The following is a 19,198-nucleotide window of genomic DNA, read 5'->3' on the forward strand; positions in this document are numbered from 1 at the left end:
CGACCTTCTCGCTCGCGTCCGGTGTTCACCCCTTGACCGCACCGGCCGACAGGTCGACCTGCCAGTAACGCTGCAGCGCCAAGAAGAGCGCGATCAGCGGCAGGATGGACAGCAGTGCACCGGTGATCACCGAGGTGTAGAGGGCCGGCTGGCTTGCCCCCTGGTTCAGCAGCCCCGACAGCCCGACAGTGATCGGGAACAGTCTGTCGTCACCCAGCATGATGTAGGGCAGCATGTAGTTGTTCCAGATCCCGACGAACTGGAACAGGAAGACGGTGACCATTCCGGTCCGCATCATCGGCAGCGCGATGCTGTAGAAGAGTCTTCCCTCGCTGGCCCCTTCGGCGCGCGCCGCCTCCAGTACATCGTCGGAAACCGCTGCCCCGGCGAAGATCCGGGCCAGGTAGATGCCATAGGGACTCAGGATGCTGGGCAGCAGGACGGAGAGGTAGCTGTTCGTCATGCCGACCTTGGCCAGCAGGAAATACTGCGGGATGGCCAGGATCACGCCGGGCACCAGTACACCCGCCAGCATGACGTTGAAGACGATGTTCTTGCCGGGGAACGAGTACTTCGCCAACGCGAACCCGGCCATCGCGGACACCACCGTCGACAGCGCAGCACCGCCGCCGGCGTAGAGGAGCGTGTTGGCCATCCACCGCCAGTACAGGCCGCCCCGATAGGAACTCAGTTCGCCGATGTTGTCGAACAGGTGTGTTGATGGGGCAAAGGTGAAGGAGGAGAACAACTCGCTGGCGCTCTTGGTCGAGGCGATGAGCACCCAGAGCACCGGGATCAGGCAGTAGGCGGCCCCGATCAGCAGCGCGGTGGTGGCCAGCGGTGACGAGCGCCGGGAACGCTTCACGGTCGAAGGGGCCGACACGTCCTTGGTGGTGAGGGTGGTCATCGTCCTGACTCCTGGGTGAAGGCCCGTCGCCCGACGAGCTTGAGAAATCCGAAGGACAGTGCGATCGTGGCCAGGGCGATGATCACCGAGGTCGCCGCTGCGGAGTAGATGTCGTTGCGGGTGAACGCATCCCGGTAGACCTTCATCAACGGCGTCCACGTGCTGGAGATGGTGTTCGTCAGCGGCTTGAGCGTCATCGGTTCGGCGAAGACCTGCAGGGTGGCGATCAGCGAGAAGATGAACGTCATCACCAGCGAGGGCATCACCATCGGAATCTTGATGCGCCAGGCGATCTGGACCTCGGACGCCCCATCGATCATGGCGGCTTCCGATAGATCGGCCGGGATGGCTTTCAGCGATGTATAGAGCACGATCATGTTGAACCCGGTGCCACCCCACAGGGCGATGTTGGCCACCGCGAACAGGATCCCGCCGGAGGACAGCACATCCGGCGCCGTGATGCCGAACTTCTGCAGTACGAAGACGAACGGGCTGACGTCCGGGAGATACAGGAAACCCCAGAGCAGTGACGCGATGACGGCCGGCACCGCATAGGGCAGGAAGATCGAGATGCGGGAGAAGCCGGTGGCCCGACTGCGGCTGGAGTCCAGCAGCAGCGCGAACAGCAGAGCCAGCCCCATCATGGTCGGTACCAGCAGCAGCCCGTAGAGCGCGACCCGCCCCACGCTGGACAGGAAATCCGGATCTGACAGTGCCTGTCGATAGTTCTCCAGCCCCGCCCAGACCTCGCGCCGCGAGCCGAGCCCGAGACCGAGCCCACTGACCTTGCTCGACCGCAGGCTCAGGTACAGCGTGTAGCCGATGGGTGCCGCCAGGAAGGCCACGAAGAGCACGATGGCCGGGGCCAGGAAGGCCCAGGGTGCGCCCGCCCCGCGCCACCGCCCGCGGCGGGAACTGCCGGCAGCCGAGCCGATCGCGGGTGAGACCGCCTCTGATGGAAGCGGTGTGGCGGAAAGGGCAGGCGCAACCATGATCACAACTCCTGACGGTCGGACAGTGCTATTCGGACAGTGCTATTCGGACAGTGCTATTCGGACAGTGCTATTCGGACTGGGCTATTCGGACAGTGCTATTCGGACTGGGCTGTCCAGGCACGGGGGAGCGGGTGCTACTTGACGGAGAAGCCGGTGTTCTTCATGTCTGCGACAGTCGCGGCCTGCATCGCAGTGAGGGCGGTGAGGAACCCCTGCTGTGACTTGGCCTGTGCTGCCTTGCCGAACTGGTCGTTGTAGGCGCTGAAGGCTACGTTGACGTTCGGTCCGTAGGTGAAAGGTGCTGCAGTGGCGGCAATCTTGCTGGCTACCGCGTAGAAGTCGGCCTGGTTGGAGAAGAACGCCGGCGGCTTGGTCAGAGCGGTCTTCTGGGCCGAGGTGGACGCCGGGTAGACACCCATCACGCTGGCCAGCGCCTGGGTAGCGGTCGGGTCGCTGTTGATCCACGCGGCGAATTTGGCCGCCTCTGCGACGTGCTTGGACTGACTGGTCACCGCGGTCGCCGATCCGCCCCAGTTGCCGGTGGCCGGTTTCGCCGGGTCCCACTGCGGCAACGGTGCCATCTTCCACTTGCCCGCGGTGGACGCGGCATTGCCGACGAGCACACTCGGCGCCCAGATGGCGCTGACCCAGCCGACCTGCGTGCCATTGTTCAGCGCCGCATTCCAGGCGGGGGTGTACATCGGCTTGTTGTCGATGACGCCCTTGGCGACGAGTCCGCCCCAGTAGGAGGCCACCTTCTGGCTGGCGGCCGAGTCGATGGCGACCGACCAGGAGTCACCGTCGATGCCCCACCACGAGGCGCCGGCCTGCTGGGTGAGACCGGTGAACCATCCGGCGTCGCTGGCCGAGAACGTGCCGAGGTAGAGCTTGGGATCGGCCGCGTGCAACTTCTCGGCAGCGGCGGCGTACTCGTCCCAGGTGGTCGGTGGTGTCAGTCCGTACTTGGCGAAGATGTCAGCCCGGTAGTAGAACTCCATCGGCCCCGAATCCTGCGGCACGGCGTAGACGGCCTGCGAGCCGAGGGTCACCGAATTCCAGACCGACTCCGGGAAGTCGTTCTTGAGTGCCGGGTCGATGTTCTTCGAGATGTCGGTGAGGGCGTCGGCGGACACCAGGGTGGGGATCTTCTGGTACTCCGCCTGCATGAGGTCCGGGGCCCCGCTTCCGGCCTTGATGGCGGTCAGCAACTTGGTGACCGCTGGATCTCCGCCGTCCTGTTTGTTGACGGTGACCTGGATGTCGGGATTCTTGGCGTTCCACATCGCCACCACCTTGTCGACGTTCGGCGCCCAACTCCAGAAGTTCAGATCGACCTTGGCGCCGGTCCCTCCCGCCGGGGCTGCGGGACTGGAGGCCCCTGAGGAGGCCGCACCCGGCGCCGAGCTCTGGGCGGCGGAACCGGTCGAACTGCTCGAGCAGGCCGACAAAATCAGCACGGCTGCGAGGGCGGGGACACCGACCGCCAGCGTCAGCGGTTTCCGGATCAATCGCATGGAAGTCCTCCTGGGAGCGAGACGCCGCCGGACCGGCGACGCATGGGGGCAGAGGTAGCTTCCGCACCTCGATGTGCCTGTGACCGGTCCCACTTTGGAACAAGAACCCGTCCTTGTCAAGCCCCAGTTCTTCGTGTTTAAGTGGGGCTCACTCCGGTTTGGGGCTTGGGACCGAACACATTCCCTGGCCTATTCTCGGTTCAGAACGAGCGCTGCATGACGTCCCGGCGATCGCCTCCCGACCCCGACGCCACACCCTGATGATCGAAGGAGATCCATGTCGCTCGAGACGACGATCCGGCCCGTACCACCCATCCCGGCGATATCCGCCGACGACGGTGGGATTGCCGTGGACGACGGCGACACCCACGAGAACGGTGGCGCGAAACCGGCGGGCGGGCGGAACGCCGACGTGTCGGCGAAGGCGGCACCGTCCGAACGCCCGTGGCCGAAGGTGGCCGGCCTCGCCTTCGGCGGCGACTACAACCCCGAGCAATGGGACGAATCCGTGTGGCCGGAGGACATCCGGCTGATGCAGGCGGCCGGCGTCAACCTGGTGAGCGTCGGCATCTTCGCCTGGGTCCGACTGGAGCCACGCCCCGGAGTATTCGACTTCGGTTGGCTGGACCGCATTCTCGATCTGCTCCACGACGGCGGCATCTCGGTGGACCTGGGAACGCCCACCGCGGCTCCCCCTGCCTGGTTCTACCGGGCCCAGCCCGAATCGTGGGTCGTCGATGCCGACGGCCGACGCCTCGGCCCCGGTTCCCGCGGCATCTGCTGCCCCAGCTCGCCGGCCTACGCCGCGGCCTCGGCCCGGATCACCACCGCACTGGCCGAGCGCTATTCCGCGCACCCCGCCGTGCTGATGTGGCACGTGCACAACGAGTACGGAGCGCCGGTGTCGCAGTGTCACTGCGAGCAGTCCCAGATCGCCTTCCGGGAATGGCTTCTGCTCACCTACGACACCCTCGATGCCATCAATGACGCGTGGGGCACGAACTTCTGGGGCCAGCGCTACGGTGAGCTCGACGAGATCCGCACCCCCGCAGCCTCTGCCTCCGTCATCAACCCGGCCCAGCAGCTCGACTACCAGCGTTTCTGCGATCACCAGTTGCTCAGCTGCTACCTGCGGGAGCGGGACATCCTGCGCACCTGGTCGGCGGACAAGCCGGTGACCACCAACTTCATGGCCACCAACTGTCCATCGGTCAACCTCTGGGGCTGGGCGCCCGAGGTGGATGTGGTGTCCAACGACCACTACCTCACCGCGGAGCGTACGGACCGGCACGTGCTGCTCGCCATGGACGCCGACCTCACCCGCTCGCTGGCGGGCGGCCGCCCGTGGATGCTGATGGAACACTCCACCTCGGCGGTGAACTGGCAGCCACGCAACCTCGCGAAGGAACCCGGCGAGATGGCCCGGAACTCGTTGGCGCACATCGCTCGTGGCGCCGACGCCGCGTTGTTCTTCCAGTGGCGGGGCTCTCGATCAGGTGCCGAGAAGTTCCATTCCTCGATGCTGCCGCATGCGGGCACCAACAGCGAGCAGTGGACGGAACTGGTCGACCTGGGCCGCACCATCAAGGCACTCGCCGATGTCCGCGGCACGACGGTCACCGCCGAGGTCGCGCTGCTGTGGGACTGGGAATCGTTCTGGGCGCAGGATCTGGACTGGCACCCGAGTGTCGACCTCGACCATCGCGAGCGCACCATCGCGTTCTACACCCGCCTGTGGCAGGACAACGTCACCGTCGACTTCGCTCATCCCACCGCTGATCTCAGCGGCTACAAGCTGGTGATCGTGCCCCAGGTGTATCTGCTGGACCAGGACGCTGCGGACAATCTCGACACCTTCGTCACCGGCGGGGGGCAGTTGCTCGTCTCCTACTTCTCCGGTGTGGTCGATGCCCACGACGCCGTGCACCCCCAAGGTCTTTCCGGGCCGGTGGGCGAGGTGCTCGGGATCAGCGTCCAGGAGTTCGCGCCGCTCGCGCAGGGGCAACATGTCGCGCTGGATCTGTGGGGCCAGAACGCTTCTGCCGACGTCTGGGCGGATCGGCTCGTCCTGACGGACCCGGCCACCCAGATCCTGGGCACCTTCACCGACGGTCCGGCGGCCGGTCGCCCGGCACTGACGCGCCGGCGGATCGGCCAGGGGTCGGCGTGGTACCTGGCCACCCGGCTGGATCCGGAATCGCTTGCCCTGGTGATGGATCCGCTCTACGCGGCGGCCGGCGTGACCCCGGTAGCCGGTCTGCCCCACGGACTGGAGATGGTCACCCGCCGCGACCACAGCCAGACGTTCTACTTCCTGTTGAACCACACGGATCAACCCGTCGACGTACCGCTGAGTGGTACCGACGTGATCAGCGGCGAACGGCACGAGCACTCGGTGCCGGTGCCGGCCACCCAGGTGATCGTCATCCGGCAGCAGCACTGAACTGCCTGCACCACCGCACCACCCGCACACCCCACCCGCACACCCCGCTGCGTCCTGCGGAGTGATCGCTATAGCGATCACTCTGCAGGACGTAACCCCAGCACCTCGCAACCCCAGCACGACGTCAAGGAGGACGAAGATGCACAGCAGACGATCCACATTCGGTCGACGCGAATTCCTCGGAGCCATGGGCGCCACCGGCGCGGCAGCGGGCCTGGTGCTGTTCGGCGGCAACGCGGCCGATGCGGCCCCGGCCACTCCGACGAATCGCACGGCCCCCGCAGGACCCCCAGCCCCGGCCGTCGTCAATGGAGCCTTCGAAAACGGTTTGACGGGGTGGAAGACGTCGGGCACCGCCGGCGCTGCCCACCTCGACGCCGGCGGGCGGGACGGCACCGGGTTCCGGTTGACCCACTGGTCCGAGACCGCCTACACCGCAACCACCTCGCAGCAACTGACCGGACTCCGGCCGGGCTGGCTCACCGTCGGAGCCTGGGTCAAGTCCGGCGGCGCCCTGGGCACCACCTCCCTGCGTCTGTCCGATCCCCTGCCCAGATCCCGCGGCCACGCCTCCGCAACCCACGCCGCGGAATCCCACGCCGCCGTGACCGTCCCGAACACCGAACAAGACGACGGCTGGGTGTATCTGGTCGTCTCCGCCCGGATCTGCGGGCGGTCGGCCACGCTCAGCCTGACCACCAGGGCGCCCGGCGGATCGTGGGCGACCATCGACGACGTCACCGCCCGGTACGGCAAGGTCTCCCGCGAGATCCGCGGCGCAGACCTGTCTTCGGTACCCAAGAACGAGGACCACGGTGCCCTGTACTACACCGCACAGGGCCGGCGCCGGGCACCCGAGCTGATCCTGGCCGCGGCCGGTGCCAACGTCGGGCGGCTCAAGGTCTGGGTCGACCCGGCCGACGGCTACAACGATCTGGCCCACGTCGTCACGATGGCACGCCGGATCAAGCGGGCGGGGATGCAGCTGCTCGTCGACTTCCACTACTCGGACACCTGGACCGATCCGGGCCACCAGGCCCCGCCGGCCGCCTGGAAGAACTTCACCGCCGCTCAGCTGACCGCCGCAGTCCACCAGCACACGCTCGATGTGTTGGGCGCTCTGCGGAAACGGGGTATCGTCGCGGACTTCGTCCAGGTCGGGAACGAGATCAACCCGGGCATGCTCTGGCCGCTCGGACAGACCTGGGACGTGGACACCACTGATTCGGTCACCGGCGCCCAGTGGGCGAACCTCGGTGCGTTCCTGACGGCCGGCGCGACGGCGGTCAAGAAGATCAGCCCGCGCACCAAGGTCCTGCTGCACCTGACCAACATCAACAACGGGATCGACTCGCTCACCTGGTGGTTCGACCAGGCCGTTGCCCAGCAGGTGCCGTTCGACGTCATCGGGCTGTCCTACTACAGCTACTGGCACGGCAGCCTGCGCGATCTCCAGTCGGCCGTCACGACGCTGTCGAGCCGATACGACCGGGACGTGATGATCCTCGAGACGGCCTACCCGTGGACGTTGGAGGACAACCCGAACTCGCCGTACGCCAACGTCATCGAGAGTGCCGCCGAGCTCATTCCCGGCTACCCGGCCACCCCGGCCGGGCAGGCTGCGAACTTCCGGGCCATCCAGGATGTCGTCGCCTCGGCACCCGGCGGCCGCGGACTGGGGACCGTCTACTGGGAGCCGGCCTGGACCTCGGTGGTCGGCTCGGGCTGGGACCCGACCGATCCCACCACCGGCGACGCGTGGGAGAACCAGGCCGTCTTCGACTGGAAGGGTCGCCCGCTCCCCGCCATGGCCCACTTCGCCCCGGACCCCGGCGGCCACTGAGAGGTTGCGATGGGCAGGGCACCAGCTGTCAGGGCGATGTGTCGACGCAGCAACAGCTCTCAGCGCAGGACGAAGCCGGTGCCGAGCGGGTCGCGAGGATCGAGGGTGAAGGTGGCAGTGCCGGTCCGGTAGGCACTGCCACTGACCTCGGTGACGACGGCGGCCCGGCCGTCGCTGGTCACCGGCTCGACGATCCGGCCCTGGAAAAAGGTCCCGACAATCGATTCGTGGGTGAGGATCTCACCGTCGGCGACCGTGCCCCGCTCAGCCAGCAGGGCCAATCGCGCAGAAGTGCCCGAGCCGCACGGTGATCGGTCCACCTCGCCGTCGGCGAAGACCGTGACGTTGCGCTGGTGTGGCCCGGATTCGTTGCGCCCCAGGTCGTCGAACAGGATGGTCCCGTAGATGCCGTCGAGTCGGGAGTCGCTGGGATGCCGGGCCCACTCGCTGTCGTTCAGGGCCCACTTGACCTCGCGCCCGAGCGCGATCAGCTCCGGATAGTGCGCTGCTGTCACCGAGAGGCCAACGGATGCAGCCGATACCGATACATAGAGCGCACCGCCGTAGCTGACGTCGGCCCGCACGACGCCCCGGGCGGTCTGGACCTCGACGCCGGTGGCCACCACGTAGGACGGCACGTTGCGGAAGGCCACTGCCTGCACCCGACCGCTGCGACTGGTCACCCTGGCGGTCACCCGGCCCGACGGGACATCGATGACGACCTCGGTGTCACCGTCCGGATCCCCTGCCACCACACCGTTCTCCACCGCCCAGCAGCCGAGGGCGATGGTGCCGTGGCCACAGGCGGTCGAGTACCCGTCCTTGTGCCAGAACAACACGCCGAGATGGGCGCCGCCATCGTCGGGCGGCACCAGGAATCCGCCGTACATGTCGGCGTGACCGCGCGGCTCGTTCACCAGCAGCTGCCGGACCGCATCGACCTCCGCCGACGTCTGCGCGAAGGCCCGCCGCTCCAGGATCGTCGACCCGGGAATCGGCGGCACCCCGCTGATCGCGATCCGGAAAGGCTCACCAGCCGTGTGGTAGTCGACCACACCGACCTCGCGCATCACGCCGACCTCGCGCATCACCGCTACCGGTTGACCGCGAGTTCCCCGAGCTCGGACCAGTCGCCCTGGTCCACCGAGGTGCTGACGACCTTCGGCGTGCTGGCCAGGTGCGGCGGTAGGGTCTCCCGGGCCTTCTGGAAGTGGGCCGAGTTGACGTGCTCGCCGCCGGCGTCGCCGTCCCGGAACGCCTCGACCAGCACGTACTCGTTGCTGTCGTCGATGCTGCGCGACCAGTCGAACCACAGGCAACCGGGTTCGGCCCTGGTGGCCGCAGTGAATTCACCGGCGATGTCCATCCAGGTGTCGGCGTCCTCCGGCAGGACCTGGAACTTCGCAGTAATGAAGATCATCTGTTTCTTTCCTCTCGCCCAGACGCACTCACGGCACCAGGATCGCACGACCCCGGATCTGCCCGGCACCGAGATCGTCCAGAGCGGATTGGAAGTCGTCGAGCGAGTACTTGGCAGTGTGCAGTTCGACCCGCTTCTGGGCAGCCAACGCCATCAGCTCGACCAGATCGTTGTAAGAGCCGACCAGGTTGCCGATGAAGTTGATCTCCGTCGAGATGACGTCGATCGTCGGGATGACGATGTCCTCGCCGTATCCGACGACGTGGTAATCGCCTGCGCGGCGCAGCATCTGGACACCCTCGTGCGTCGAACCGCCCTCACCGACGAAGTCGATGACCGCCTCCGCGCCGTGACCACCGGTCAGCTCGAGCACCTGCGCGATCTGGGTGCCGTCGGCCACGATGCCGTGGTCGGCACCGATCGAGACGGCCAGCTTCACCGCGTCGGGATTGCGGTCGAGCACGATGATCTCGGCCGCCGAGATGGCCTTGAGCACCTGGATCCCGATGTGCCCGAGACCACCGGCGCCGATCACCAGGCAGCGGTCACCCGGATGCAGCCTCCGCGCGGCCTTGGCCGCGGCGTGATAGGCCGTGAGTCCGGCGTCGGCAAGCGCGGCGATGTCGGCCGGCTCGAGCGAGTCGTCGATCTTGACGCAGCTGCGCGCCGAGGTCTTCAGATACTCGGCGTAGCCACCCGACGTGTCGATGCCCGGGAACGCCGACTGCTCGCAGTGCACGTCGTCGCCGAATCGACAGGCCCGGCACAACCCGCAGGTGATGAGCGGATGCAGGATGACCTTGTCGCCCTCGGCGACGTTCGACACCGCGCCGCCGACCGCGTGCACCCAGCCGGCGTTCTCGTGACCGATCGTGTAGGGCAGTGCGACGCCGGACTTCTCGGCCCACTGACCCTCGAGGATGTGGATGTCGGTGCGGCACACTCCGGCCCCTCCGACCTTCACGATGACGTCGTGCGGGCCGGTCACCTCCGGCGCGGGGACGTCCTTCATCTCCAGGTTCTGGTGGTAGCCGACCACCTGCACTGCCTTCATGACGAGACCACTTTCAGCGGTAGGAGTGAACGGGCGGGCGGCCGGGACAGTCCGGCGGGATCATCCGGTGCGTCGCCCTGTACGCGCGGGGTCTGGTCCCCGTCGGAACCGGGATAACGGGTGACGAGCAGACCGCGGCAGAAGTGAGCGTTGCCGTCGACCGAGATCCGGGTGGAGCGGGCACGGCGCAGCCGCAGGACGGCGTCCTCCCGCGGGTACCCGTTTCCCTGGTCGTCGACGAACACCAGCGCGGCGGGATGCATCGGGAGGCCGATGGCCACCCGACGGCTCTGCAGCGCAACGGCGAAACGATCCTCCGCCGGCAGGTCGGCCAGCGTGAGCGAACAGAGATCCTGCTCGGTCAACGACGTGTCGGCCCGCAGGATCGCCGTCAGGCAGCGCTCCATCGCCGCCGTGTGGGCCTTGCGTCGGAACGTGGTCCGCAGTTCGTCGAGATCACTCTCCGCCTCGTGGCCGAAGGTGCCGACGTAACCGGCATCGGCGGCCAGACCGCGATTGATCAGGTCCGAGTCGTGGTGGTCGTCCAGCTGGACGACCACCCGCTGCACCCACGGCAGCTGCCCGATCGCGTCCTTGGCATCCGACGCCATCAGGTAGGCGAAGTTCGGCGAGCAGAAAGACGTCGGTAACCGCAGGTGCACGATCACGTCGCCGCCGTCGATCTCCACCGACTGCACGAACCCGAGATCGGTGATGGGCTCGTCCAACTCGGGGTCGATCACCGTGTTCAGCGCGGTGTTCACCGCGCCGAGCAGCGTGGAGTCCCGGGCGAGAACCGCCGTCATGCCGAGGCTCCGACGGCAACCTCTGCTTCCGGCTGTGCCGGAACCTGCACCTCGAGGCCGGCCGGCACCTCGAGGTCGTACAGACGCGCCGCGTTGAGCCCGAGGATCTTCTTCTTGGCGTCGGTGGTCAGCGCCGGGTACTCCGTCATGTCTGCCGGGATGTCGAAGTCGACGAACTTCTCGATGAGCCACTTCGGGGTCCAGATCGCGTAGTCCGAGCTGAACATGATCTTGTCCTCGCCGACCCAGTAGAGCAGCTCACCCATGATCTGGGCGAAATACCGCGGGCGGCTGTGGATGAACGGCATGGCAACGGCGAGGCCGGCGTAGACGTTCGGCTCCTGGGTGGCGATCCAGCAGAAGTCCTCGAGGCGGGGCAGACCGCAGTGCTCGACGATGAAGTTGAGATCCGTGAAATCGGTGGCCACCTTGTCGATGTCGGCGACGTCGAACGCATCGCGGTCCAATGGCCGGATGGTGGGTCCCTTGTGGACATGGATGTTCTTGATGCCCAGTTCGCGGCAGGCCTCGAAGTACCGGTAGGCCCAGGGGTCGTCTAGCTTCCACCCGCGGGACTCGCCGTGCCACTCGGCCGTGTACAGCTTCACGCCCCTGAGGTTGAACCTCGCAGCGTCCTCGCGCAGCTGGATCAGGCCCTGCTCCCCGTTGCGCGGGTCGAAGTGGTGGTTGTAGGTCAGCTTCTTCGGGTTCGCCTGGGTCAGCTCGAAGGCCTCCTGCGTCTGGCCGAATCCGTTGTGGTAGAACTCGCCCAGGTTGGCCGGCTGGAAGATCGCATGGTCGACGTAGCCGTCGGTGAACAGGTCCTTCATCAACCGCTGACCGCCCTGGTACAGGTACTCCTCGTACGACCACACCTCCGACTCCGGGCTGAGGTTGCGGTGGTAGTCGTAGAAGCAGTCGATGAACTGCTTGCCGTGGATGTTGCGCTGGTTGGCTTCTCGTGCGTCCCACAGCGCCACGTGGCTGTCGACGATGAAATAGTCCTGGCCGTCCTTGCTGTACATGAATCCTCCATGGTCAGTGAGCTGGATCACGCCCTTACTGGACCGTAGGCATGTTCGGGCGGTACCGGCACCCCTTTGGTGTCTCAAATTGAGAACCTGGCGGCCACCGCGCCCGGGACATCCCTCGTCATTCCGGCCCCGGGACCGCAGGCCAGGCGGAGTACGGTGGCCGAAAAGGTGCCGCCGTCGGCATTCGTGGAGGTTCGTGGTGGGTGATCGCCGGAACTCATCCGGTAGGCACATGGCCGATCAGGCGCAGGCCGCTGATCTGCCTTTATCCGGGCTGTTCACCTCGGCCGGGCCTTCCGATCACCTGACGACCGGTCCGGTGGCGTCGGGTTCGGTCGCGTCGCGGGTCAGGGCCTCGTGGCAGCGGAGCCGAAGCTACGGCGTCTCCCCCGAGCACGTCGAGCCGATCTTCACCGGCTCGCTCGACACCGGCTCGCTGCTCTACGAGTGCGGACTGCAGGTGCTCGAGGGGCTGCACGCGACCCTCGCAGGAGAACCGGTCAGCCTGATGATCGCCGACCGTGACGGACTGGTGCTGACCAGACTCTGCAACGACCGGGCCATCAATCGATCGCTGGACAAGGTCCATCTCGCGCCCGGCTTCTTCTTCACCGAGCGCAACGCCGGCACGAACGGGCTCGGGCTCTCGCTGGCCGACCGCGCTCCGACCCTGGTCCGGGGCAGCGACCACTACTGCAGCGACCTGCAGGGCTACACGTGCGCTGCCGTGCCGGTCCTCGACCCGCTGACCGGGGACCTCGCCGGCAGCGTCAACCTGACGACCTGGGCCGACACCTCGGCGGAGCTGCTGCTGGCCCTGGCCCAGTCGGCGGCCAGCAACACCTCGCATCTGATGTTGCTGCGGGCCACCGGTGGGCGGCCCCGGCCCGCACCCCGCGGGGAGGTCGCCAGGGTCTGTTCCCACGTCCATTCCGACAGCGGCGATGCGGCCGGCACCGATGGCGCCCGATCCCGAGCCTGGAACGATGCCATCACCGCGGCGGAACGGGCCATGTCGGCCGGGCAGGTGGTGGTCGTGGTCGGCGAATCCGGGGCGGGAAAATCCGCGCTGGCCTCGACGGCGCGGCGGCGGATCTCGCACCGCGAGCGCCTGCTGAGCGTGCGGCCCCCGGCCCCGGAGGAGCTCGAGAGCTGGCTTGCACTCTGGACTCCGGAGCTGCGCCATGCCGACACCTGCGTCCTGGTGGCACATGTCGAGAGCCTCCCGGCGTGGTCGGCCGACGAACTGGCGACGGCACTGACCGACTGCCGACGGCAGCCGGGCAGGCCGCAGGGTTTTGTGCTGACGGCCGCCGACTTCGCCTCGATCCCGAAGGGCCTCCGGGCGCTGGTCGACACTGTCGTCGAGGCTCCCCCGCTGCGTAGCCGTACCGATGACATCCTCCCGCTCGCAAGATATTTCGCTCGTCAGGAACGTCACCGAGAGGTGGTGTTCACCCCGATGGCCATCCGCGCCCTGACGACCTACCACTGGCCGGACAACGTCACCCAGCTCGAGCGGGTGGCCCGACAGGCTGCCGCCCGCACCGACATCGTCGACACCCGTCACCTGCCGCCGGAGGTCTTCAGTGGGACGGCACGCCCGTTGAACCGGCTGGACAGCATGAAACGGGACGAGATCATCCGCTGCCTGACCGAGCCCGGCGCCACGGTGGCGCAGGCCGCCGCGAAACTCGGCATGGGCCGGGCCACCGTCTACCGCAAGATCGCCCAGTACGACATCCGCCTGCCCGGCCGGGCCACCTGAGCGGCCGATCGAACCGAGCCATCGGTTCGACCGAACCACCGGTCCACCTGGATGACCGCACCTCTGCACGGCCGACATCCGTGGACCGATGGTCGCTATCCGTAGACTTCTCCGAGGAGCGCGGCCGGCCGTGCCACGACATCCGAGGGGACACAGCGCGGGGTGACCAAGAGGCAGAGCCATCAGCAGGGCCCTGACCCGCTCACACGTCTGGCCGAACTGGCCGCCGAACACGGCCCACGGGTCGGCATGGAGCGGGTGGAGGATCCCGCCGAGATCGCCCGGCGGCTCGATCTTGCCGGCCCGTCCCGCGAACTGCTGAGCATCGTGCCCAGCGCCGACATCCCGTTGGCCGCGATGATGAGCTCCTGGGACGCGGACATGGCCATCCTGGCCTCGGGCGTCCTCACCAGGGCGATGTACCACACCGAGGCGGCCCGCCGACCTGAGATCCTCGGCTATCTCGCGGCTCTCGCCGCGGAGGGGATGGCAGTCCGGGTCCGGCCACTGCTGCCGTCGCGCACCGTGGTGATCGATCGGGCCCTGGTGGTGGTGGCCGCGGAACCGGGAGCGGCCGGCGGCGCGGCGCTGTTCATCACCGAACCTGTGATGGTGGAAACGTTCGTGGCCCAGTTCGCGGCCTTGTGGAAGAGCGGCCGGGCGATCGGAGACGCCCGGTCGGACTCGCTGTCGGAGGAGGTCATCCGGGAAACGTTGGCAATGCTCACGTCCGGTGTCACCGATGCGACAGCCGCCCACCAGCTCGGGGTCTCGCTACGAACCGTGCGCCGCCGGGTGGCGGCCGTCCTGGAACTGCTCAACGCATCCAGCCGTTTCGAAGCCGGCGTGAAAGCCGCAGAGGCCGGGTGGCTGTAGGCCGGGCAACGCCTGTTCGGCTTGCCGAGCGGGGTCCGAGAATCGCCGAAACGTTCAGAGCCAACAGATCAGACAGATCGGATGCTTGATGAGGTCCAGCTCCACCACCACCTGAACAGCACCCTCCACACCGGTCACCGGACCCTCGGGTGGTGCCATCGCGATGGCACCTCCGGCAATGACCCCGGCCACCAACTGAACTGCGCTCTGTGCAAGTCCCATCACAACCCACTCCCTCGTTCGTCCGGAGGCCTCGATCGGCCCGTGGGAGTCAGCCTGCCGGGTCGACGCGTCACATGGGGACCTTTGGCAGCAAAGTGCCAAACGCTTGATCCGGCCCGGCGGCCGCCCCTAACGTCTTCCATACCACCGGCGGCCCAGCATCCATCGCCTCTGCAGATTCGAAATCGGTTGTTCATCAACCACTCTCGGGCACTGCAGATCGAATCAGATGTCGGCACCGCCCGGGATCATCTCCGGAGGCGTAGCGATGACCGACGTTCTCGAACGACAGGTGGTCGAGAGCACCCCGACCACCGCACCACTGCCGGCCCAGGTCGAGTCGATGCTGGCCGGCTGGGGGTACAGCACCCTGGACGCGGCCACCATCACCAGCCCGATCGGACGGAACCAGATCTGGTCGGGCCGCACGTCCGAGGGCATCGCGCTGTTCGTGAAGCGCCTCGAGGGGCACCGGACGGACGTCGCCGCCCGGCTCGCCAGGATCCGGTCGTTCGAGCGGTTGCGTGTCCTGGACCCGGGCGCCCTGGGCTTCCGCACCCCGGCGCTGCTGGCCACCCACGACGACCCGGCAGTCGTGCTCTTCGAGCAGATCAGCGAAGGACGAAGCGGCGCCGAACTGATGATCCTGGAGGAGTTCGACGAGGGCCATGCAGCCCTGGTCGGGCACGCGCTCGCCGGGCTGCACGGCCTTGCCCACTCCGCCGACGACGAACCGGACACCAGCCGGCCCCTGCTGCCCCCGCTGCCCTGGCTCGACGGCCTCCCGCTCGGCGTCGTCGAGACGCTCTCGGCCGGCGAGATCGAGGCCTGGCGGCTGATGCAGCAGGACCAGGATCTGATCGGCGCGCTGCACCGGCTGGACGGATGGGAGCGCGACGCACCTCGCACCCCGGCCCACTGCGACTTCCGGGTCGACCAGGTGATGATCACCGACGGCGCCCTCTGGATCACCGACTGGGAAGAATTCCGGCTCGCCGATCCGGCCAGGGACATCGGTGCCTTCGCCGGCGAGTGGATGTATCGCGCGATCCTGGACATCGTCACCACGCGCGGCGACTTCACCGATGCAGCGGGTAGTTTCGACCACCAGCAGATCCTCGAACGGGGCGCCCGCCGGATCTCGGCACTACGCCCGCTGATCGTCGCGTTCTGGCGGGCCTATCGCGACGAACGGACACCGACCGATCCGATGCTGCACGTCCGGTCGGCCGCGTTCGCCGGTTGGCACATGCTCGACCGGCTGATGGCCGGCAGCCACTGGCAGGCCAGACTCGCCGGTATCGAACGGGCCGCTGCAGGTGTCGGTCGATCGATTCTGCTGCAGCCCGAACGATTCTCCGGTGTCATCGGCCTGACGGACCTGCGGTGAGCACCGCCGTAGGGAACACCGCCGTAGGGAACACCGCCGCGGGGAACACCGCCCGTGGGCGGACTACGGACGCTCCGACCCGGAGCACACCCGGCAACGGGGCCGGCCAGTACCTGGCCACCCTGCAGGACATCACCGTCGACGAGGACCGCCGTGGCGCATCGGTGGGCGGTCATCGGATCACCGCCGAGACGGAACGTCAGCTGCGATCACAACTCTCGGTGGCCCTGTACGACCATCTGCACGCGGGGCGAACGGCAGACGACGCCGGACATCAGCGGCCACAGCGCGACGAGTCGATGGAAGCGCTGCTCGGGAAGGAGGTCGGGCACCGCTACACGAGCGGACCGGCACTCCTGGTCCGGCCGGCTCCCCGCCCCGGTCCCGAGGGGACCGTGCTCATCGAGCACGCCGGACTCCGCGTCTGGGCTCCACTCGACGCCGTCAACGACGGTCGTCCTTCGCCGGTGGGAGCGGTGGTGCCGCTGAGGGTCTCGGCTCATCGGCCCACACTGTCGCCCGGGTTCTACCTGGTCGACGGAGCCCGGGGCGCCACCAGCAGCACCCAGCCGCTGCTCCGCCTGTACCTGCACGCACGGACAGCACAGGACGCCGTGACACTCTGGGGCCTGACGATCGACCACCTGCACGCGGCCGATCTGGCCTACCGGGCGAAAGTGCTGTCCAGCAGTGCCTTCTACCCCCGGCAGGACTCCATCGTGGTCTACCTGCCGAAGGAGTCCTGGCCGGCTCTTGCCGAACTCGTGGCTGCCGTCGAGCGGTCACCCGACGAGCTCCGGGGTGCCGCTACCTCCCGATTCGCCGAGCGCCTCGGTCGTGGCATCGCGCTGGCCGCCGAACCCTCCGACGCGACCCGCCCCGGCCTGAGCTTCGGCCAGCACCGGGCGCTGGTTGCCGCCGGGGCCCTGATCGAGACCGCCGATCACACCGATGATCTCGCCACGGTCCTGACCGGAATGGCCCTCGCGGCCGGCATCGATCCCGACCACCCGTGGCGAAACACCGACACTCCGCACGTGCACCTCTGAAAGCGCCGCCACGCATCTCTGAAAGCACCACCACGCACCTCTCCAGGCACCACCACGCACCTCTGCAGGCACCGCCACGCACCTCTGAGAACCCGCCGAGCGCACCTGGAAGCCCGACCGAAAAATCCGAACACCGGACCGAGCCACCGTGCAGGACACACGAACGCGCGCGTGCGTCCTGTCTGGCGGCCCAGCCAGACCAAGTTCACCCACCAAAGGAGATCTGCCATGAACCAGACAGCCAACATCTTCGAGCTCGTCGCCGGATATGAGGCGTACACCTCGGCCGACCAGCTGGACGTCCGTGCCGCCGCCGATGCGCCGGCCACCACCCCGGTCTGCGTGGCCTCGGTCGCGGTCAGCGTCGCCAGCTCGTGGTGGTGCGCCAGCGCCGTGTCGGGCGCATCGGTCGGCGCCACCTACCACCTGGGCTGCTGATCCCACCTGGGCCGCTGATCACGGCCCAAGATCTCCGCCCGGCATCGGGCGGATCCGTGACATCGACACCACGAAAGGAGGTGCTCCAATGGAAGATTCGTTACTCGAGGACATGATCGGCGGCTATCGGTCGTATGCCGATACCGAGGACCTGGTCGTCAGCGCGGCGGGCGAAGCTCCAGCCACCACGCCGTTCTGCGGTTTTGTGGCCAGCTTCGCGTTCAGCTACGTGACCACGTTCGGGCCGGGCTGATCCGTCCCTGCTGCAGAGCTCGCCCGAACAAGGGCACGGCGCCGATCGCGGCGGTTCCCCCAGGGGACCAATGCCGCGGTCGGCGCCGCACTCCCGATACACCACCATTCCCATCCGTTCCCCTCCATGCCTATCCACTACTCCGTCCGATTGCCCTGTCCGATCCCACCCGCCCGTGAGGGAGAAGCCATGACCGCACCAAACCCGGCCACCACCCTGCTGGAGGCCGCAGACCTGTTGCGTCCGCACGCCATCCGGACCGCAGCCGCCCTGGAGCTGGCCGACCACATCGAGGCGGGTGCCACCACCACCCATGATCTGGTCGTGGCCACCGGCGCAGACCCCGCCATGCTGGCGAAGTTGTTGAACTACCTCGAGTTGCGCGGCGTCCTGAGCCGGTCGGCGGACCAGTGGTCGGTCACCGAGGCCGGCGCACCCCTGCACCGGAGCCACCCGCAGAGCGTCGGCCAGTACCTCTCCGCCGAAGGACTCTTCGGACGGATGGAGCTTGGCCTTGCCGGACTCCTGCAGTCCGTCCGCACCGGCGGCAGCTGCTACCGCGCAGCGTTCGGCAGCGACTACTGGCAGGACGTCAATGGTGATCCGCGCTATCTGGCGGCAATTCAGCGCGAAGGCGCCGTCCGGCCCGGTTGGGGTGCCGATCTGGTGATCCACGGCTACGACTGGACCACCGCGCACCACGTCACCGACATCGGTGGCAACAACGGAACGCTCCTGATCAGTCTGCTGCAGGCCCATTCTCATCTCTCGGGTCGGGTTCTCGACCTGGCGAACCTGGCCGAGACCGCAGACAAGGCCATCGCAGCCGCGGGTCTGGCCGATCGGGCGGAAGCGGTCACCGGCGACTTCTTCGCGCCGCTACCGAGCGGCTCGGACGTCTACCTGCTGTCCGCGATCCTGGCCGACTGGGCGGACGGCGACGCAATCAGGTTGCTGAGCCGCTGCGCTGACGCGGCCGGCCCGACCGGGATCGTCCTGCTGGCCGAGGTGAGCCTGCCTGCTCTCGACCCGACGACCGATCTCCTGCTGTCGGCGTCGCTGCCCGCCCCGTCGCGCACCGAGGACCAGTTGCTGGCCCTGGCTGCCGCAGCCGGCCTGCAACTGCACCACAAGGGTCCGTCGGACCCGGTCCGGTCCGTCCTCGCGTTCCGCGGCAGGAGCTGAT

At 67.6% G+C, this 19,198-nt stretch carries 18 protein-coding genes; 9 read left to right on the forward strand and 9 right to left on the reverse strand.

All coding sequences use genetic code 11. From position 1 onward, the window contains the following. Positions 1-25: 25 nt before the first annotated feature. The 3 genes from ABIB25_RS08140 to ABIB25_RS08150 form a co-directional block, all read right to left on the reverse strand. Positions 26-907 (reverse strand): carbohydrate ABC transporter permease, encoded by an 882-nt coding sequence (locus ABIB25_RS08140; protein WP_354527919.1) that lies wholly within the window; start codon positions 905-907, stop codon positions 26-28. After that, a complete protein-coding gene (locus ABIB25_RS08145; protein ID WP_354527920.1) occupies positions 904-1,899 on the reverse strand; it encodes a carbohydrate ABC transporter permease in 996 nt (331 codons plus the stop codon). The genes ABIB25_RS08140 and ABIB25_RS08145 overlap by 4 nt, the downstream gene beginning before the upstream one ends. A gap of 137 nt (positions 1,900-2,036) precedes the next feature. Continuing rightward, positions 2,037-3,416, reverse strand: coding sequence for an extracellular solute-binding protein (locus ABIB25_RS08150; protein WP_354527921.1), 1,380 nt, complete (start codon positions 3,414-3,416; stop codon positions 2,037-2,039). Between the two features lie 277 nt (positions 3,417-3,693). Here ABIB25_RS08150 and ABIB25_RS08155 point away from each other — a divergent pair, with 277 nt between their 5' ends. Both ABIB25_RS08155 and ABIB25_RS08160 read left to right on the forward strand, forming a co-directional pair. Further along, the gene (locus ABIB25_RS08155; protein ID WP_354527922.1) at positions 3,694-5,859 is read left to right on the forward strand and encodes a beta-galactosidase; all 2,166 of its coding nucleotides are present in this window, start codon (positions 3,694-3,696) and stop codon (positions 5,857-5,859) included. Positions 5,860-5,998: 139 nt separating this feature from the next. Next, the gene (locus ABIB25_RS08160; protein WP_354527923.1) at positions 5,999-7,702 is read left to right on the forward strand and encodes a glycoside hydrolase family 53 protein; all 1,704 of its coding nucleotides are present in this window, start codon (positions 5,999-6,001) and stop codon (positions 7,700-7,702) included. 59 nt (positions 7,703-7,761) lie between these two features. Here ABIB25_RS08160 and ABIB25_RS08165 read toward each other — a convergent pair whose 3' ends face one another. The 5 genes from ABIB25_RS08165 to ABIB25_RS08185 are packed head-to-tail and all read right to left on the reverse strand — an operon-like array spanning position 7,762 to position 12,007. Next, complete coding sequence (locus ABIB25_RS08165; protein ID WP_354527924.1) at positions 7,762-8,790, reverse strand: proline racemase family protein; 1,029 nt, start codon at positions 8,788-8,790, stop codon at positions 7,762-7,764. 5 nt (positions 8,791-8,795) lie between these two features. Continuing rightward, positions 8,796-9,122 (reverse strand): putative quinol monooxygenase, encoded by a 327-nt coding sequence (locus ABIB25_RS08170; protein ID WP_354527925.1) that lies wholly within the window; start codon positions 9,120-9,122, stop codon positions 8,796-8,798. A 28-nt stretch (positions 9,123-9,150) separates the two neighbouring features. Further along, on the reverse strand, positions 9,151-10,176 hold the full coding sequence (locus tag ABIB25_RS08175; RefSeq protein ID WP_354527926.1) for an NAD(P)-dependent alcohol dehydrogenase: 1,026 nt from the start codon (positions 10,174-10,176) through the stop codon (positions 9,151-9,153). Next, positions 10,173-10,982 carry an iron-sulfur cluster assembly protein gene (locus ABIB25_RS08180; RefSeq protein WP_354527927.1) on the reverse strand — a complete coding sequence of 270 codons (810 nt, stop codon included), beginning with the start codon at positions 10,980-10,982 and terminating at the stop codon, positions 10,173-10,175. The genes ABIB25_RS08175 and ABIB25_RS08180 overlap by 4 nt, the downstream gene beginning before the upstream one ends. After that, positions 10,979-12,007 carry an amidohydrolase family protein gene (locus ABIB25_RS08185; protein ID WP_354527928.1) on the reverse strand — a complete coding sequence of 343 codons (1,029 nt, stop codon included), beginning with the start codon at positions 12,005-12,007 and terminating at the stop codon, positions 10,979-10,981. Before ABIB25_RS08185 ends, ABIB25_RS08180 begins: the two co-directional genes overlap by 4 nt. 241 nt (positions 12,008-12,248) lie before the next feature. Between ABIB25_RS08185 and ABIB25_RS08190 the strand changes: the two genes are divergently transcribed. Both ABIB25_RS08190 and ABIB25_RS08195 read left to right on the forward strand, forming a co-directional pair. Further along, a complete protein-coding gene (locus tag ABIB25_RS08190) occupies positions 12,249-13,784 on the forward strand; it encodes an AAA-type ATPase lid domain-containing protein (RefSeq protein WP_354527929.1) in 1,536 nt (511 codons plus the stop codon). 162 nt (positions 13,785-13,946) lie between these two features. Continuing rightward, on the forward strand, positions 13,947-14,660 hold the full coding sequence (locus tag ABIB25_RS08195) for a hypothetical protein (RefSeq protein WP_354527930.1): 714 nt from the start codon (positions 13,947-13,949) through the stop codon (positions 14,658-14,660). Between the two features lie 54 nt (positions 14,661-14,714). On the opposite strand, the gene ABIB25_RS08200 is transcribed toward ABIB25_RS08195, so the two are convergent. Then, positions 14,715-14,882 (reverse strand): hypothetical protein, encoded by a 168-nt coding sequence (locus tag ABIB25_RS08200; protein WP_354527931.1) that lies wholly within the window; start codon positions 14,880-14,882, stop codon positions 14,715-14,717. A 268-nt stretch (positions 14,883-15,150) separates the two neighbouring features. On the opposite strand from ABIB25_RS08200, the gene lxmK reads away from it, so the two are divergent. The 5 genes from lxmK (at position 15,151) to ABIB25_RS08225 (ending at position 19,197) form a co-directional block, all read left to right on the forward strand. Then, positions 15,151-16,272 (forward strand): class V lanthionine synthetase subunit LxmK, encoded by a 1,122-nt coding sequence (gene lxmK, locus ABIB25_RS08205; RefSeq protein WP_354527932.1) that lies wholly within the window; start codon positions 15,151-15,153, stop codon positions 16,270-16,272. Then, positions 16,269-17,321: a T3SS effector HopA1 family protein gene (locus ABIB25_RS08210; protein ID WP_354527933.1), complete on the forward strand. Its 1,053-nt coding sequence runs from the start codon at positions 16,269-16,271 to the stop codon at positions 17,319-17,321. Before lxmK ends, ABIB25_RS08210 begins: the two co-directional genes overlap by 4 nt. 228 nt (positions 17,322-17,549) lie before the next feature. Then, positions 17,550-17,759, forward strand: a complete 210-nt coding sequence (locus ABIB25_RS08215) for an LxmA leader domain family RiPP (RefSeq protein ID WP_354527934.1) — start codon at positions 17,550-17,552, stop codon at positions 17,757-17,759. A gap of 88 nt (positions 17,760-17,847) precedes the next feature. After that, positions 17,848-18,012 (forward strand): LxmA leader domain family RiPP, encoded by a 165-nt coding sequence (locus tag ABIB25_RS08220; protein ID WP_354527935.1) that lies wholly within the window; start codon positions 17,848-17,850, stop codon positions 18,010-18,012. Between the two features lie 189 nt (positions 18,013-18,201). Further along, positions 18,202-19,197: a methyltransferase gene (locus ABIB25_RS08225; protein ID WP_354527936.1), complete on the forward strand. Its 996-nt coding sequence runs from the start codon at positions 18,202-18,204 to the stop codon at positions 19,195-19,197. The last annotated feature ends 1 nt before the right edge of the window (position 19,198 follow it).

Origin of the sequence: Nakamurella sp. UYEF19 (assembly GCF_040546275.1) — a bacterium.
Taxonomy (GTDB): Bacteria; Actinomycetota; Actinomycetes; order Mycobacteriales; family Nakamurellaceae; genus Nakamurella.

What these genes read in the sequence shown, in the direction of transcription:
- ABIB25_RS08140 (WP_354527919.1), bottom strand. Translation starts at nt 907, where the DNA reads ATGACCACCCTCACCACCAAGGACGTGTCGGCCCCTTCGACCGTGAAG.
- ABIB25_RS08145 (WP_354527920.1), bottom strand. Translation starts at nt 1,899, where the DNA reads ATGGTTGCGCCTGCCCTTTCCGCCACACCGCTTCCATCAGAGGCGGTC.
- ABIB25_RS08150 (WP_354527921.1), bottom strand. Translation starts at nt 3,416, where the DNA reads ATGCGATTGATCCGGAAACCGCTGACGCTGGCGGTCGGTGTCCCCGCC.
- ABIB25_RS08155 (WP_354527922.1), top strand. Translation starts at nt 3,694, where the DNA reads ATGTCGCTCGAGACGACGATCCGGCCCGTACCACCCATCCCGGCGATA.
- ABIB25_RS08160 (WP_354527923.1), top strand. Translation starts at nt 5,999, where the DNA reads ATGCACAGCAGACGATCCACATTCGGTCGACGCGAATTCCTCGGAGCC.
- ABIB25_RS08165 (WP_354527924.1), bottom strand. Translation starts at nt 8,790, where the DNA reads ATGCGCGAGGTCGGCGTGATGCGCGAGGTCGGTGTGGTCGACTACCAC.
- ABIB25_RS08170 (WP_354527925.1), bottom strand. Translation starts at nt 9,122, where the DNA reads ATGATCTTCATTACTGCGAAGTTCCAGGTCCTGCCGGAGGACGCCGAC.
- ABIB25_RS08175 (WP_354527926.1), bottom strand. Translation starts at nt 10,176, where the DNA reads ATGAAGGCAGTGCAGGTGGTCGGCTACCACCAGAACCTGGAGATGAAG.
- ABIB25_RS08180 (WP_354527927.1), bottom strand. Translation starts at nt 10,982, where the DNA reads ATGACGGCGGTTCTCGCCCGGGACTCCACGCTGCTCGGCGCGGTGAAC.
- ABIB25_RS08185 (WP_354527928.1), bottom strand. Translation starts at nt 12,007, where the DNA reads ATGTACAGCAAGGACGGCCAGGACTATTTCATCGTCGACAGCCACGTG.
- ABIB25_RS08190 (WP_354527929.1), top strand. Translation starts at nt 12,249, where the DNA reads ATGGCCGATCAGGCGCAGGCCGCTGATCTGCCTTTATCCGGGCTGTTC.
- ABIB25_RS08200 (WP_354527931.1), bottom strand. Translation starts at nt 14,882, where the DNA reads ATGGGACTTGCACAGAGCGCAGTTCAGTTGGTGGCCGGGGTCATTGCC.
- lxmK (WP_354527932.1), top strand. Translation starts at nt 15,151, where the DNA reads ATGACCGACGTTCTCGAACGACAGGTGGTCGAGAGCACCCCGACCACC.
- ABIB25_RS08215 (WP_354527934.1), top strand. Translation starts at nt 17,550, where the DNA reads ATGAACCAGACAGCCAACATCTTCGAGCTCGTCGCCGGATATGAGGCG.
- ABIB25_RS08220 (WP_354527935.1), top strand. Translation starts at nt 17,848, where the DNA reads ATGGAAGATTCGTTACTCGAGGACATGATCGGCGGCTATCGGTCGTAT.
- ABIB25_RS08225 (WP_354527936.1), top strand. Translation starts at nt 18,202, where the DNA reads ATGACCGCACCAAACCCGGCCACCACCCTGCTGGAGGCCGCAGACCTG.